Annotated in this window: 11 protein-coding genes and 1 pseudogene; 4 read left to right on the forward strand and 8 right to left on the reverse strand. The window is 41.7% G+C overall.

Annotation, left to right across the window (positions count from 1 at the left end):
- The first annotated feature begins 33 nt into the window (after nt 1-33).
- Genes AOQ70_RS11195 through AOQ70_RS11205 form a run of 3 tightly spaced genes read left to right on the forward strand, consistent with a single transcriptional unit; the run spans nt 34 to nt 882 of the window.
- Nucleotides 34-210: a germination protein GerPD gene (locus AOQ70_RS11195; protein WP_003210893.1), complete on the forward strand. Its 177-nt coding sequence runs from the start codon at nt 34-36 to the stop codon at nt 208-210.
- Entirely contained in the window at nt 210-641 is a 432-nt protein-coding gene (locus tag AOQ70_RS11200; RefSeq protein ID WP_024425504.1) for a spore germination protein GerPE, read from the forward strand. Before AOQ70_RS11195 ends, AOQ70_RS11200 begins: the two co-directional genes overlap by 1 nt.
- 22 nt (nt 642-663) lie before the next feature.
- Complete coding sequence (locus tag AOQ70_RS11205) at nt 664-882, forward strand: spore germination protein (RefSeq protein ID WP_003211468.1); 219 nt, start codon at nt 664-666, stop codon at nt 880-882.
- Between the two features lie 47 nt (nt 883-929).
- On the opposite strand, the gene AOQ70_RS11210 is transcribed toward AOQ70_RS11205, so the two are convergent.
- The 5 genes and pseudogenes from AOQ70_RS11210 to addB form a co-directional block, all read right to left on the reverse strand.
- Nucleotides 930-1,229, reverse strand: a complete 300-nt coding sequence (locus AOQ70_RS11210) for a hypothetical protein (protein WP_039177660.1) — start codon at nt 1,227-1,229, stop codon at nt 930-932.
- 19 nt (nt 1,230-1,248) lie between these two features.
- Nucleotides 1,249-4,644 (reverse strand): AAA family ATPase, encoded by a 3,396-nt coding sequence (locus AOQ70_RS11215; protein ID WP_059376309.1) that lies wholly within the window; start codon nt 4,642-4,644, stop codon nt 1,249-1,251.
- Nucleotides 4,641-5,816, reverse strand: coding sequence for an exonuclease subunit SbcD (gene sbcD / locus AOQ70_RS11220; protein ID WP_059376310.1), 1,176 nt, complete (start codon nt 5,814-5,816; stop codon nt 4,641-4,643). Before sbcD ends, AOQ70_RS11215 begins: the two co-directional genes overlap by 4 nt.
- A gap of 26 nt (nt 5,817-5,842) precedes the next feature.
- Nucleotides 5,843-9,547, reverse strand: a complete 3,705-nt coding sequence (addA, locus tag AOQ70_RS11225) for a helicase-exonuclease AddAB subunit AddA (RefSeq protein WP_059376314.1) — start codon at nt 9,545-9,547, stop codon at nt 5,843-5,845.
- Nucleotides 9,525-13,033: pseudogene (gene addB, locus AOQ70_RS11230) on the reverse strand (helicase-exonuclease AddAB subunit AddB). The gene addA and the pseudogene addB overlap by 23 nt, the downstream one beginning before the upstream one ends.
- A gap of 152 nt (nt 13,034-13,185) precedes the next feature.
- Here addB and AOQ70_RS11235 point away from each other — a divergent pair.
- Nucleotides 13,186-13,632 carry a ferritin-like domain-containing protein gene (locus AOQ70_RS11235; protein WP_039177646.1) on the forward strand — a complete coding sequence of 149 codons (447 nt, stop codon included), beginning with the start codon at nt 13,186-13,188 and terminating at the stop codon, nt 13,630-13,632.
- 196 nt (nt 13,633-13,828) lie between these two features.
- Here the strand turns inward: AOQ70_RS11235 and AOQ70_RS11240 are convergent, their stop codons facing one another.
- From AOQ70_RS11240 to AOQ70_RS11250, 3 genes are all read right to left on the reverse strand, one after another.
- Entirely contained in the window at nt 13,829-14,239 is a 411-nt protein-coding gene (locus AOQ70_RS11240) for a DoxX family protein (protein ID WP_059376318.1), read from the reverse strand.
- 58 nt (nt 14,240-14,297) lie between these two features.
- The gene (locus AOQ70_RS11245) at nt 14,298-15,137 is read right to left on the reverse strand and encodes a M56 family metallopeptidase (RefSeq protein WP_059376321.1); all 840 of its coding nucleotides are present in this window, start codon (nt 15,135-15,137) and stop codon (nt 14,298-14,300) included.
- Nucleotides 15,130-15,537 (reverse strand): BlaI/MecI/CopY family transcriptional regulator (locus tag AOQ70_RS11250; protein WP_082700843.1); only part of this gene is annotated, 408 nt, incomplete at its 5' end. The genes AOQ70_RS11245 and AOQ70_RS11250, both read right to left, overlap by 8 nt.

Consider the following 15,537-nt stretch of genomic DNA (forward strand, 5'->3'; position numbering starts at 1 on the left):
ATTCCAAGATGAAACGAAAGGAGAGGAAAACGGATGAATTTCACAGTTGTCAACCGCAACATTGAGACCGGAAGCATTAAAGTAGTCGGGGTATCGTCTTCTTCCTTATTTATCATCGGGGACACAGATCATGTACAATTATCCTCAATTTTCGATACACCGCCAGAATCTCTGATTATTGGCCCGTTTGTTCCTCTAGCACCTCGATAATGATCAAGCGCACATCTCAAGTGAAGTTCTCAAAGGTGAATTCTGTCGGGATTTCGAGTGTGGTTCAAATCGGTGATACTCAGGAGCTATGCCCGAAAGTCAAGGTGTTAGCTGTTCAACGAACCATTAGTTTGTTTTATGGCTATGAAGCAGAAAATTTAGATGCGAAAGAATTTGAAGTGTATTATGAGCCTATTCCATTGATGCTGCCAGAACGATCAGTGAGAACAGCCTTTTACCATGAAAAGCCTGTGATTAAAGTGTCTTCCATCCATGTAGAAGGGGTATCATCGTCCTCTGTCTATCAAATCGGCTCTACTTGTCGAATGAATGGCGTTGCGCGAGTGAAGCATATTAGGGAGCTATTTAGCAATGATGAAAGTCCGCAAAACTCACAAATGGACCTACCTGCGCATATGATGGTGATATGACTTCGAATAAAGGATGTCGATTATGCCAGCAATTGTCGGACCCATTTACATTAACTCTATTTCTGGAGGCGTCGTAAACGTCGGTGACTCATTCTACCTGTCGCCTAAAAGTTCGTCAAAATCTGCTTTAGGCTCTGGAGCGGGGAATACCGGAGATTTCTTGATATTAAATAATGGCATTAGCGCCACCAACTATGTGGATCCTGACTTAAACGATCAGAATATGGTAGGCAATGCATGAAGCAGCTCCTCTACACCCATTTCAAATAGAGGAGCGCTTTTTTATGCTTATTTCTTTCTGCGCTGTCTCGATTTTTTTGTTTTAACCAGCTTGCTTGCCGGCTGTTTCCGAATCCATTTGATGTACGAAGCAAGCTTTTCATCCTGCCTCAGTGCATCAATTGTGTTCAAACGTGCGGCAAGCTCCTGGTTTGTAAAAAGGGCATGTACTTGTTTATGACAAGGGATGCACAAGAAGGCAGTCGGTAAAAAAGCACCACCCTCTTCTCTTGGCGTTAAGTGATGTTCTGTGAGCAGGACATCTTGTCTTCCGCACAGCTCACATAATCCAATTGTTTGCTTTGCCACCGTGTCATCACCTCAATATTTACATTAATTCCATTGAGACTGTTGTCCCTTTCCCGCTTGGATCTGCTGGATGGACAATCAGTTTCTTCGGCAGCCGCATTTTCAATTCTTCCACATGGCTGATGACACCAACAGCTAAGTTTTGGGATTGTAATTTCTCTAATGCGGTAATGACCGTATCAAGCAAGTCTTGATCAAGGGTACCAAAGCCTTCATCAAGGAAAAAGAATTGCAGCGGAAACTCACCTCTCAGCTGAATCTGCGCTGAAAGAGCTAGTGCAAGCGCAAGCGACGTCAGGAAGGTTTCCCCGCCGGACAAGCTGGACACTGGACGTCTGACACCGCCATTTGCATCATCGCGCATGACAAAGCCGCCTTCTGAATCCACCTCAATCGCATATCTTTGTCTTGTCAAAATACCAAGACGGGCAGATGCATCACGACTGACACTTTCCAGCTGTTCTTCTGCTAAGAACTCAACAAATGTATTTCCTTTAAACACGGTTTGCAGCTTATCGAGCCGATCAATTTCTTGTTGCAGCTCCGCTAAGCGTTCATGAATACTTGCAAATCGCTGGTGATTTTCTTCCATCACACGCAGATGTTCATAAGCAGAGCCGCTCATCACTGTTGCTTCTTCTAATGCCTTTTCTGCCGCTTCTTTCCTCAGTTGAATATCAGTCCACTGCTCTTCATCTAGTGACTCATCTTTCAGCAGTTCAGAAATTCGCTTTAAGTTTGCAGCACATTGCTTTCTTTTATCCTCAAATTCATCAATTTCTTGTTTAACTGATTGACGTACTGCCTGATTCAGGAAAGCAAATTCAATCTCTTGAGGCTTATCAAAAGGAGAAGACCCCGATTCTTTATCCCATGCTGCTCGTGCTTCTTGTTTTCTTCGTTCAGCCTCTTGAAGCTGACGCTCACTGCTTGAAAAATAGCTTTGTGCCTGACTAAAGAGCTCCTGCGCATGCTGTAATTGCTTGTACGATTGCTGTTCCATTTCATTGAGACGAGCAAGCGTGTGTTCAACCTCGATCAGTTCTTCAGAAATGGAGACAGCTTTTAATGGATATCGCCCTAAATCTGTTTCATATTGATGAATGAGCTTTTGCTGACTTTCCAGCTGATGCGCTAGTTTATCAAGTTCCTTCTCCACATCGTATATGACTGTTTGCAGCTGTTCTTTTGCCTGCTGTTTTTCTTCTAAAAATGAAATGCTTTTCTCAATCCGCTCTTTATAGCCTTCCGCTTGCTGGTCCTTTTCATCTATCTGCTTTTGCATTTCTTGTACTTGATGCAATGTAAAGTGCGGGAAGGCCTGTTCAAATTGAGATGTTTGCTCTGAAAGCTCAGATTGAAGCTCCTTGATCAGCCCGTCTAATTCTTCGATACGCTGCTGTTCAAATGTCATCTGATCTTTTATCTTGTTTATCTCTGCTGCTTGATCATGTGTTTCATCCATTAAACGAGCTCGTTTACGATCAACTTCTTGAATATCTTGTTTCAAGCCTTTCCATTCTTGCATGAGATACTGCAAGGACTCCGGATTTTGCACTGCTTCTACTGCTGCCGCAACTTCCGCACCTGGAGCTTTCTGAGATAAAAAGGCAAATTGTTTTACTAATTGATTAGCGTGCGTTTCCAATAGCTGCTTGGCGGCATACATGTCTCTTGTGTATTCCTCTGCCTGCTTAAGCTCTGTGTCCATCCGTTGAATCACTTCATCGATTTGTGCCACTGTTTCTTCATGGTCATTGTTTTCCAATGCCTTTGAGTCATGATGAACCGATCCACAAACAGGACATGGCTCACCATCTACAAGCTCTGCCGCTAATTCTTTTCTTAATTCCGCCGCCCTAACAGCATCACGCTGTTTTAATTTTTCGAGCTTCTGACTTTGTTCTCTTTTACTCCATTCTGTAAAAGCCCGTTCGAATTCACATACATAGAAATAGAGCTGTTCAATCGCTTGAAACGATTGGTCTATTTTTTCATGATGGTCTTTTTGCTGTTTTTGAAGCTTTTCAAATGCTGCTGCGGTCTGTGTTGATCGCTTTTTGAGCTCCTCCATCTTTTGTTCTTCCTTGTGTATGCTTTGATGTATTCTTTGAACATTTTCGCTTAATCGCAAAGCATCCTGTACACTTTTCCGTTCTTTTACAGAGACTTGTAATGGCTCCAGCTCACGCTTCAGCTGTGTTTGTTTTGCCAGTGCACGTTCTAACAATGATTGGAGATTGTCTGCTTCTTCTTTTTTTTGTAATAATTGCTGCGCTGTATTATTTTTTCTCTGTTCGATTGCCGTCTTTTCCTGAAGAGCCGCCTCTTTTTTTCGTTCAATTTCCTTTAGCTGAATCAGCTGCTCTTTCTTTTGGAGAAGTTCCGGCTCAGTTTCTATTTTCTTTTGTCTGGCTTGCTCATAGTTCTGCGTCATTTGATCATAGATCGTTCGTTGATGCAGAAGCTGATTTTCTGCTTCCTGCTTCTCTTTTAATGCTTGAGAAAGCTGATTTTCAGCCTTTGTTAATGCATCCGCATAGGGCTTTAATGCCTCTGCCTGCTCAGCAATATGAAGCTTGGCCCTTTTTTCTTCCATTGATGGTGCCAGTTGATTCAGATGGTTTAGTTCCGTCTCATAAGCTTCTTGTTCCTTTTGATACTGCCAAATTGTTTGCGCCTTTGTAAATGCAGTGAACGCCTCATCCCGCGCTTGTTTTTTCTCATGAAAAATAGCCTTTGCCTGCTCTGCCGCTTCCTTTGCCTTTGCGAGCGCCTCTGGACCAGCTTCACCTAAACCATTCAGCTCAGCAAGCAGTTCATTTTTTTGTCCATACTGATTCTGCGCCTTTGCACGCAAACGTTTGACGAGCTGATCCCCATACTTTTCCAGGTTAAACAAACGCTGAAGCATTTGTCGTCTATCGGCTCCTTTTAAGGAAAGAAATTCTGCAAACTTCCCTTGGGGCAAGACAACCGCACGCGTAAAATCATCGATGGTTAACCCGAGTAATTCCTCTATTTTACGATTGACCTCACTCGCTTTATCTGCAAGGACTGTCTGCGTATCACCAATTTCAATCAGACGGCATAGTGTCGTTCTGACTTTCATTTCATCCGCCCGCTTAAAAGCACGTTCGACTTTATAAGAAATATGGTGTTCCTTCTGCAAAGCGAACGTAAAGGAAACTGACAGTTTCTCTTCCGCTTGGTTCAAAATACCATGTGTATTATTTAACGCACGTTCCACCTTGCCATAGAGTGCAAGGGTCATCGCGTCTAATATGGACGATTTTCCGCTTCCTGTCGGTCCAAAAATGCCAAACACACCTGCATCACATAATGAGCTAAAGTCAATTGTTTGTTCTTCTCTGAAGCTATGAAGTCCTTTAATGGTTAGCGTAATCGGCTTCAAGTCGCTTCCTCCTCTTGCATTTCATTGGCGAGCTCCAAAAACAGCTTAACTGTCTTTTCATCAGGAAGTCCGCCGCCTGTCTGGCGCTCATAAAATTTCACGAACCGCTCTTCGATCGAGAGCTTTTCGATTTGCTTTTGTTCTTCCAATTGCTGCAATTCTTTAAACTTTGGTCTAATATGGACAAACCCGCTATGCTGCTTTCGGAGCTGATGGATCTCTTCTATAGAGAGCTGATCTGTTAAATGAATCTCTAAATCAATCCATGCCTGAAGATCCCGTTTTTCATCCAGCCACTCGTGTACTTGACTCAGTCCCTCAGTCGCCTTCCATTTCACAAGTGGTTTTCCGCTTGATAGCAACACTTCTTTCCAGCTTGCTTTTTCATTAGGTTTTGCTTCAACAATCGTGACTGATTTGGCATATCCTGATTCAGAAAAGCTGTAAGCAAGAGGTGACCCGGAATAGCGGGCGATCGTTTTGGCACGCTTGATGGTTTGCGGCCGGTGCAAATGACCAAGGGCCACATAGCAGGCTGCTTCTGGCAGACTTTCAGCCGCAACGGTATATGCACCGCCTACTTCAATCGGTCTTTCTGAATCTGTTTGACTTCCTCCTGCCACATAAATATGGCTCGTTGCGATATTGACCGTATCGGCTTGAAATTGAGTGCTTAAATGCTGGAATGCTTGCTGTATTTTTAAATTGTAATGATCACGAAGCACTTTTTCCTCAAATGTTTCAGCCAGTACCTCGTTTAGTCTCGCTTCAGACGGATAAGCGAGTGCTGCAATGGATAAACGCTCACTCGAAGAAGGAACATCGACACGAATAATGTCATTTGTCGGATATCCAATTAAATGAATCCCCTGATCATTTGTTAAAGGAGATGCGGCCGATAGTCGATCCGGATTATCATGGTTGCCTGAGATGACCACGACCTGACGTTTTCCTTTATCAGATAAGGCGGATAGACTTTCATAAAAAAGCTGCTCTGCTCTAGCAGGCGGATTCACTGTATCAAAGGCGTCTCCAGCCATGACAATGACATCAATGTGTTCGTCTCTTACGATTTGATACAGCTCATCTAAAAACTGTGCTTGCTCATCAAGCCGGCTTCGGCCTTCAAGGGTTTTTCCTAAATGCCAATCCGCCGTATGCAGAATCCTCATGTGATTCACCTCTCATTCCGATACATTTATAATGAAATTTCTAAATTCCCATCAAAGAAATAAAGAATTTTCTCCTCTAATGTTCTGTTTGTTAAACGTTCTACTGCTTTTGCATATAACGCTATTTGAGTTTCATAGCGCTTTTTCAATATAGGCACAGCTGCTTCAAGGCCGCCTGTAAATCTGCCTTGCACTCTATCGGTTTTATAATCTAGTAAATATAGCTTTCCGTCCGTTTCAAATAAACAGTCAATCATCCCTTGAATAAGGACAGGCTCCCCCTCTGCATCAATATGGCTGTATACCTCTTTAACAGGTAACACCATACTAAATGACACTTCTCGTTTCACCCAATCCGCTTTTCGCAGCTTTTGACCAATAGAAGTAGAGAAGAAAGCTGCAATTCCTTCTTGATCAATTGACTGGACTTGCTCATTTGTTAGCAAGTCTCGCTGCTGTAAGGAATCGAGCAGCTGCTGTATACGTGAATCATCGTAGGGCTCATCAGAAGGAAGCGCAATATGCTGCATGACTGTGTGCATTGCGGTGCCTTGCTCTGCGGCAGTGAGTGCTTTTTTCTTCATGAAAGCCGGCCGGTCATACAACGTGACACGAGCTTTTCGAAGAGAAGAAGGAACACTGTACTCATCCTGTATTTCTTTCATTCTCTTTATCTCGGAAACAGACTGCTTTGTGCCGACTTGTGAGGCCGCTAGATATGGGTATCTCCATGAAAGTCTCTCTGCTACTTTCTCATCAGCATCACCATATTCTTCAACAGGCAGCCCCTCCATCAAAGCTTGTACCACCTCGTCTTGCTGCTCCTTTTCAAGTGACATATCTTCTTTTAGAAGATCGGAAGCTTGAGTAAATGAGATTGTGAATGCTGATGGATGCGAAAGAACAACATCACCTGTTTCTTCTAAAATAGATGACATTGCTTGGTGACGGATGAGAGCAGGACCAATAAAATCTAAGTATGTTTTCGATTGATAACGTTCAAAATCAGGGAGCAGCCAATCTTCTCCGGTTGCAGCATTTTGCCATTTGCTTAATGCTTTCACCTGATTTTTGACAGAGCCGACCAGAAATAATTTTTCCTTAGCCCTTGTGAGCGCCACATATAGAACTCTCAGCTCTTCAGATAACAGCTCTTTCCTCATCTTTTTTTTCATCGCTACAAGCGGTAATGTTGCATAACTAATTCTCAGCTCAGGATGGATATACTTGCTTCCAAAACCTAGCTCTTTATCAAGTAAATAGGACTGGTTTAAGTCCATCATATTAAAGTTCCTGCCGAGTCCTGCGGTAAAGACGATTGGAAATTCTAACCCTTTACTGCTGTGAATCGTCATCATGCGAACAACATCCTCTGTTTCACTGAACGTTTTTGCCGCACCAAGATCATCTCCACGCTCCTGCATTCTTTCGATAAAACGAAGAAAACGGAACAGTCCTCTAAAGGCAGCTTTTTCATACTGCTTTGATCGATCATAAAGAGCGCGGAGATTCGCCTGTCTCTGCTTGCCTCCAGGCATCCCGCCAACGTAATCTAGATACTGCGTATCGCGGTATACTTCCCAAATCAATTCCGCTACTGAATGATTCATCGAGAAATCACGCCATTTACGCAGCAATCTGAAAAACCGTTCTAGTTTTTTGCATGTAGGGTGATCTGAATGAGTCACACTCATAAATGCCTTCACAGCATCATAATAAGTGCCTTTTTTATCACTCGTGCGAATCATTGCCATTTCATTTTCGTCTAAATGGACAAGTGGTGATCTTAATACAGCTGCAAGCGGGATATCCTGATATGGATTATCAATGACTTTTAACAGAGAAAGAATGACAGACACCTCTGTTGCTTCAAAATAACCGGAGGAAAGATTCGCATACACAGGGATTCCCTGCTTCTTCAATTCCTCCATCATTTGCGGGGCCCATGGCATAGAACGAAGCAAAATCACAATGTCCCGATACTGCAAGTTACGGGTCATTTGCTGTTTTGCATCGTACACTTGAAATGGCTGCTCCACCAATTCTCTTATTTTTTTAGCAATGACTCTCGCTTCAAGCTGTACGGTCTCTAATTCTTCTCGCTCTTCGTCAGTTTCTGCTTCCTGTTGATCTAAATGGACAAGAAGCATTTCTGTCGTTGTATCTTCGCTTTCTGGATAACTCGCTCCAAGCTTTAATTCAGCTTGTTCATCATATTCAATTTCTCCAACTGTTTCCCCCATCAGCTGTTTGAACAAAAAGTTCGTACTGTCTAACACATCTGAACGGCTGCGGAAGTTTTTATTTAAATCGATTCTCTTCCCTGTTTCTTTGCCGTCTGGTGTAAATTGTTTATATTTGTTTAAAAAGAGCATGGGCTCAGCCAGTCTAAAGCGATAAATGGACTGCTTTACATCACCAACCATAAACAGGTTGCCGTCTGCGGCATGTTCCCCTTTAGATACAAGCTTTAAAATCGTTTCTTGTACAAGGTTTGTATCTTGGTATTCATCAACGAGCACTTCTTCAAACTGCTGTTGATAGTACTTGGCCGCTTCTGTTTCGATCAAATTTCCTTCCGCATCCTGCTCTGCTAAAATGCGTAAGCAATAATGCTCTAAATCCGAAAAGTCCACGATTGATTTTTCTTGCTTCGCTTTTTCGAAACGCTGTCCAAATTGGATGACAAGCTCCACAAGTGTTTCGACCACCGGCTTCATTTCAGCTAAGCTTTTCAAATGCTGGGCTGGACTGCGCATAAAGTATTCATCTTTAAGTTTTTCTAATTGTTTTTTTGCTTGATTGCGTGCATCTGTGGCTTTTTCTAACAGCACAGGGTCATATTCGTCCCCTTTACATGTTTTGAGCCTTTTAAAATTGATGTTTGGCAAAAGCTCGTAAAGCTTTTCAAAATCATTTTGGTGCCTGATTAATTCATTGACTTGCTCTAAATCATCTATAAAATTTTCTGCTCTTGGTGCCGGGCCGCCCGGTTCTTTTGATAGGGCGAGAGCTCGTTCGAGTAGTTCGAGACAGCTTCGAAAAACGAGAGAAAGATCCTCTTTGATATATGGGTAAAACGGTAATTGTTCTACTTTTGTTTGAGCATCTACATCATAAAGAGAAAGAAATGCCCTCATCCATTGCTCAGGTGAAGGGTGAGATCTGGAAAACTCATAAATTCTCTTCACAAGCCATTGCAAGTCTAAATCATGACGGTCAGAAGTATAGCGATCAACCAGTTCAAAGAACGATGGCTTTCCAGCCTTATATTCATCCTCAAACAGTTCATCTAACACTTCATCTCCTAATAATTCTCCTTCTGTTTGATCAGCCAAACGGAAGCCTGGATCAAGGTCAATTTCATAATAAAAGGTGCGCAGAACCTGCAAACAAAAGGAGTGCAAGGTAGAAATATTGGCACGATTCATGAGCGACAGCTGTCTTCTCATATGAAGGGACCCGGGGTTTTTCGCTAATTCCTTTTCAAGTGCTTCTGTGATCCGATGCTTCATCTCTGCCGCAGATGCATTTGTGAAAGTCACAACGAGCAGACGATCCACATCAACTGGATCTTCTGGACGGGTCATTTTTCGAATCAGCCGTTCAACCAAAACAGCTGTTTTACCTGACCCTGCTGCCGCCGCAACAAGAATATCTTGTCCTTCTGAAACGATGGCTTCCCACTGGTCATCCGTCCAAGTACTGTTATTCGGTTTTGGTATTTGCATACTGATCCCCTTCTTTTTTGATCCGGTCTATCACAACATCATCCTTTTCAGATGAAAGCACTCTAAATTCATTATCCTCTATCGATTCATCAAATTGGCAAATAGACTTAAATGAACAAAAGCGGCATGGTGTTTGATCCTTCAATTTATATGGATTAATGGCAACTTCACCATTTGTAATTCTTTCGCCTGCTTCTTCAAATGTACGCCGAACGTGCTGTGTGAGTATATGGAAATGATCTTCACTTAAAACAGCAGAGTCAGAACGGAAAGATCCGTCCTTTTTCAAACCTGCTTGAATGACTTGTGATCTTCCTGATTCAAGCGTTTGATCCATTAGCTTTACCGCTTCTACATCTTCAAGCAATAGACCTTTCATTTTAAATTTCTTGAATATTTCCTGCTCAATTTCATCCTCTGCAAGCGGAATCGGTGCTTGAATGAGCGGATCATGGATATGGAAATATAAAATGCCAGCTGGCGTTGCTTCTACACCGAGCCATTCCTTCGAATACGTAATGGTTAAATCTAAGTAAGTGAGCATTTGCAAGGCAAGCCCATAGTATACCTCTGCTAGATCAAGACCTTTCTCACTCGATTTGTAGTCGACGATTCTCAACAGCAGCCCTTTTGAACCTTCTGCTTTATCTACTCGGTCAATTCTTCCGACAAGCTCCATCGTGCAGCCATTTTTCAATTGAAAGTGAACGGCGGAAGAGGTCCTTGGCCGCCAAACCCTAACTCAAGTCCAACGGGAGAAAATCCACTCACTCTTGCATGCTCACTTAAGATAGAAGAGACTCGAATTAAGATTTTTTGGAGTTTTTCTTTAATATAAGCATGCCGATTAGAGCTTAAGAGGATTTCCTTTTGAAGACGCGGAGCAAGCTGTTCGATTGCATGTCTTGAATAGTTGACACAGTCATCCTTCGTTAAGTTTTTCCAATCCTTTTTTTGTTCAACAAGCGTATCTGAAATATGCTTTAAAGCCGAGTGAAACAGCTGGCCGATATCGGGTGCTTCCAATTTATAAAATTGCCGGTCCTTTAGTTTTAACCCGTGGGAAGCAAAGTGAGAAAATGCACACGCATTGAATTTCTCCATTCTTGAAACACTGCCTTGAATGTGATCACCGTAAAGTTCTTTTGTGACGTTTGGTTTTAAGCGCTTTGCTCGATTTGTAAAAAACAAACTCGACAAGATGTTTTTTGATACATCCCGATGAGTTGACGTTATCAAATAATTATAAACACTCCACCATACACCACTGATGGGATATTGGTTGAGCCATTGCTGCAGCTGCGAGACGGTATACGATAACGAGACATGCCCATTAGCTACAAATTTTAATTGCTCCGCGTCATCCAGCTGTTCCGGGTCTAACACATACAAAGCATGCTGATGATTTGGCATAAGCTCCTGACAATACTTGATAAGAGTCGAAGGCAATAAAGAGCGCCCCTCTTCATCTGACACTGAATAAGACAAATACAAATGATGAGATGGACTCGACAGCGCCTGGTAAATTAAAAATTGCTCATCTAGCAGCCGTTCCTTTCCTGTCTCTGCCAGCTCTGCTCCTGCTCGCTTTAACCATTCCCTGTCATCCTCAGACAAAACACTTTCGTCAGAAGGGCGTGCGGGAATAACGCCATCATTTACCCCAATGATAAACATACACTTCACTTGATACATTCTTGATAAATCCATACTTCCGATAAATACTTGGTCGAGTGAAGGCGGAATTAAAGCGAATTTTAAAGAGGCCAATCCTGTATCCATCATTTGCTGGAATAAAGGAAATGAGAGCTCCTCATCACCGAGCATTTCAACAAATTCATCCATTAATTGAATAACAGCATCCCATACTTGTCCATGCTGCATGGCTTCAGCTAATCTACCTGCTTCTTCTGCTTCCAGCCTAGCCTTTTCAAGTTTATCCGGCACTTGTATTTCCTCTAAAAAGACATAGACTGCCTCCACCATGTCTTTTACCTTTTGCGCTTTTTTCAGCCTTTTTTGCAATTGGAAAAGCGGAGGTGCAATCCACTCCTTTACATCATTCAGCATCTGTTCCATTTCAATTTCTTGATCTGTTTGTCCAAAATCCTCATCTAAAGATTGGAATCGTCTGTAGTGGAAACGGGAGCCGTTTGTCCAGCGTTCTCCTTTTACACCATAAGCAATACAGTAGTTTTCAAGCTGATCTGCCTGTTCTCTCGCTTTGTTTTTGGCAAGTTCGAGCGGAAATAAGAACTCTGTTTTCACGCAGCGAAACACGGCCTCATACCGCCAGTTTCCTTTTATGACATCCAAGCTCGAACGAATCAATTCAATAAGCGGATGATACTGCATTGATTCATTTCCATCAATAAAAAAAGGAATATCGTAATCTCGAAAAACCTCTTTTAACGTATCTTTATAGTCATCTACATGCCGCGCGACAACTGAAATATCTCGCAGTCTAAGTCCTTCTTCTCTCACTAAATGAAGAATTTCTCTCGCTACTCCCTCAATTTCAGCTCGTTTACTCGCACTTTTAGACACTGTGAGATGAGGGGTTACTTCCTGATATGGCTGCACCGGTCTCTGCTCATATTGGTGTTCTAAATAAGCAAGATCTGGCGTATGAAGATGCCGGTTATTTCTCTCCAAAATGTGCTCAGAAATGGCCGCTCCGCACTCTTTGGCAAGCTGATAGAGCTGGAAATACGTTTTACCAGTCATACGAAATAAATCAAGTTCATTTGGCTGCTTATCATGATAGGAACGATCCACTGTGAACGCAGCCGTTATTTTCTCAGCATGAAGCAGAAGCTGTTCAATGACTAGAAGCTGCTGCGGTGTAAATTGATAAAAGCCATCTATATAAATATGTGCTCCTTTTATTTCTTCAGATAGAGGAATTTGCTGCGTGAGAAGCGTCAAATAGTCTTCTGAGTGCACATATTCATCTTGTAAATGCTTCTCCATCTGCTGATAAAGAACATGCAGATCATGCAATTTTTCGCCTGCCCGTCTTTCTTCTGTATACTCTGAATGCATGCTCGATAATGAAATTTTTTCAATATCCTCCGGCAGCATGCAGTATCTTTTGAACTCAGCCATCGTCTTTTCGATTTGCTCGACAAATCCCGGCTTATCGCTCGCTTTTTTGAATACCTTAAACTTTTCTTTCTCTTCTTCAATCACTTTTCTTAAAAGCATTTGAATTCCTGTGCTTGTCACAAATTGCCGGTTCGCTCCGCCAGTCTGCTGTAAAATAGACCAAGCAAGACGCGTGAAACTAAATACTTTGGCCCTGATCATCCCGCCAGCTTCAGACGTTTTTGCAAGCTCGTATTCCATTAAGAATGTCATTTGATCCGGGACTAAAAAAATGATTGGCGGACCCAGCGGATCTAGCCGAAGCTGTTCTTTGATTTCCTCTAAGATTGCAGTCGTTTTTCCACTCCCCGATCTGCCTGCTAAAAACTGAATCTCCACGCTCCACAACACCTTTCTTATGTACTCATATTCTAGCGAAAATAGAATTAAATAGCTATTTTCCCCTTCTCCTTCCTAAAAAGATATAGGCACCTTTCCTAACTCTTCTCATATCATAAACCATCATGAACTTAAAGGAGGCTGGCAATATCATGTATTACGGTTATTATGACTACTCGCCATATGACATGCGCCAAAACACAAGGATCATTTCTGACCTTGAAAAAGCGATCAATGGTGAATATTCTGCGATCCAATGCTACGAAAAACTTGCCCAAAGAGCAAAAACTCCTGAGGCAAAAAAAATCATTCAAGAAATACGCCAGGATGAAGTCAGACACTATCAACTATTTACAAAGCTATATTATTCTTTAACAGGTAAAAACCACAAACCAAGCGTAACAGAACCTTGTCCAGATCAATTTAGAGAAGGGCTTCTTTTCGCATTTAAAGATGAACAAAGAACGGTCGATTTTTACTTAACGGTATCAGATTATGTCCGGGATCAAGGAACAAAAGAGCTGATGAAACGTATTGCTCAAGATGAACAGCAGCATGCTGTATGGTTTTTATATCTTTTAACGCACCATGTGTCTTAGATAGTCCTATTTTAATAGGAGATCGTATGTTCCGTCAAAAAATGAAATCGTCTTTTTGTTCATTCAATCTATAAAATAAAGGACTATTTCAGCAAACCTCTCATCTCTTTCCCTTTTTCAAACGTGAAAACAACAATTTGATAAATAAAAAAACTCCTCTGCCACACATAGCAGAAGGAGTTTTTTTCATGATCGTTTAATGAAATTTTGCTTCATTGCTTTGCTGCTGATGTTTTAGCAGCCCATCAATGGACAGTATCTTACTGCCGCTAAGTGTTAAATAAAGCGCCATGACAAGCAGTGATAGTTCAAATTCATAACCGCCAACAAATCCTTTAGAAAAACCAACCGTCATAATCGCCACAGCCATAATTGGTACAAATAGCGCTGCGAAAATACGTGTTCCTAGACCTAAAATCAAGGCGATACCACCGACCAGTTCAATTGTCTTCACAATATAGGCCATAAATTCCGGTATACCGATTTGTCCAAAGAATGCCGCTGTTCCTCCCAGACCTCCTTGATATGCCTGAAGTCCGTGTAGAAAGAAGATCAAACCTAAAATAACACGCACGAAAAGTGTTCCTATTTCTTGATTCGTTTTCATATAGTGATTTCCTCCTGTTTTTACACTACATAATGTAATGTTAATAAGTAAAAAAAAATTAGTAATTTAGATTAAGCATAATCATCAAGACCACCATGAGAATGGTTGAAGTGATAATGGGAATGATGGGTACATTGAAAGGAATATTGTATGTTGGATTTAAGATCTTTTGTATTCTTAAATTCAATGCCCGATCTCCAAAGGATACCGCAAACTTCGTTTGTTTTTGAAACTGAGTTCTCTTTTTAATGAGTTTCAAAAGGGCTTGCCCTACTCCAAGCTCAGTGCCTGTCTGCCGAATCGCATAGTCATCTGCGATCACTTCACGAAAAACGGAATAGCTTTGTCTCATATGCTTTAACACTGGAATGTACCAAATAACTTTTGTGAGCATTGAGAATGTGAAGGCCTTTAAAGGATCATAGCTGTATTTGTGGTGCAATTCATGATGAACAACAGCGTCAATCTCCTCTTCATCCAGCATGTCCATGAGAGACGTTGATAAGTAAACCTTTGGGTGAAGCATACCCATGGCAAAAGCAAGCGGTTCATGACAATGAAACACAACGATGTCGTTTGCATATTTCTCAGATAAAGATTCGGTCGACTGGTGATCGACTGCAAGCATGAGATTTTGCTTGAATTGAATGTACGTTTTGATTTGCTTCGTCATATAGAAAATCGCAAATCCCAGTGTGTAGAGTACTAAAGCATCTAGAAAATATTTCAAAGGAGTGAATCCATAGAATTCGAGAACAGATTGGCATACATGAATGAGATTATATGCTTGATTCCAGCCAAAAAAGCTTGAAAGCACGTAATACCCCATCTGATAAAAAATCGTTAAACCAATCAATATACCGCCTAAAAATAGCAGGCTCGATTTCATTTTATTCATTTTGCTGCTCCTCTTTTTTGGATGCCAGCCTTGCTTCAAGCACTTTGAGTAATTCAGGGTCAGCACTTTCAATTGCATCCACCATATGATTCACTGCCAGTGGACCAAAATCGTCCATCAGACCTTGCGTAATCCATTTTGTCTGCTCATTTAGAAATTCTTCTTTTGTTAAAATAGGATTATAAATAGATGAACGCCCTTTTGTTTTCTTCTCCACAATTCCCTTTTCGGTTAAGCGGTTCAGCACAGTCATCACCGTGTTGAAATTAATCGGCTTTTCATCTGACAGCTTCTGCTGCACTTCTTTAATCGGCATATCCTCACCTTGATAAAGGATCTCCATAATTCTTCCCTCTAAAGGACCGAAAAAACGATTCAATCCCTTTTCATTATATTTAAA

The sequence above is a fragment of the Bacillus sp. AM 13(2015) genome, assembly GCF_001518755.1.
In the GTDB taxonomy this organism is placed as follows: domain Bacteria; phylum Bacillota; class Bacilli; order Bacillales; family Bacillaceae; genus Bacillus; species Bacillus safensis.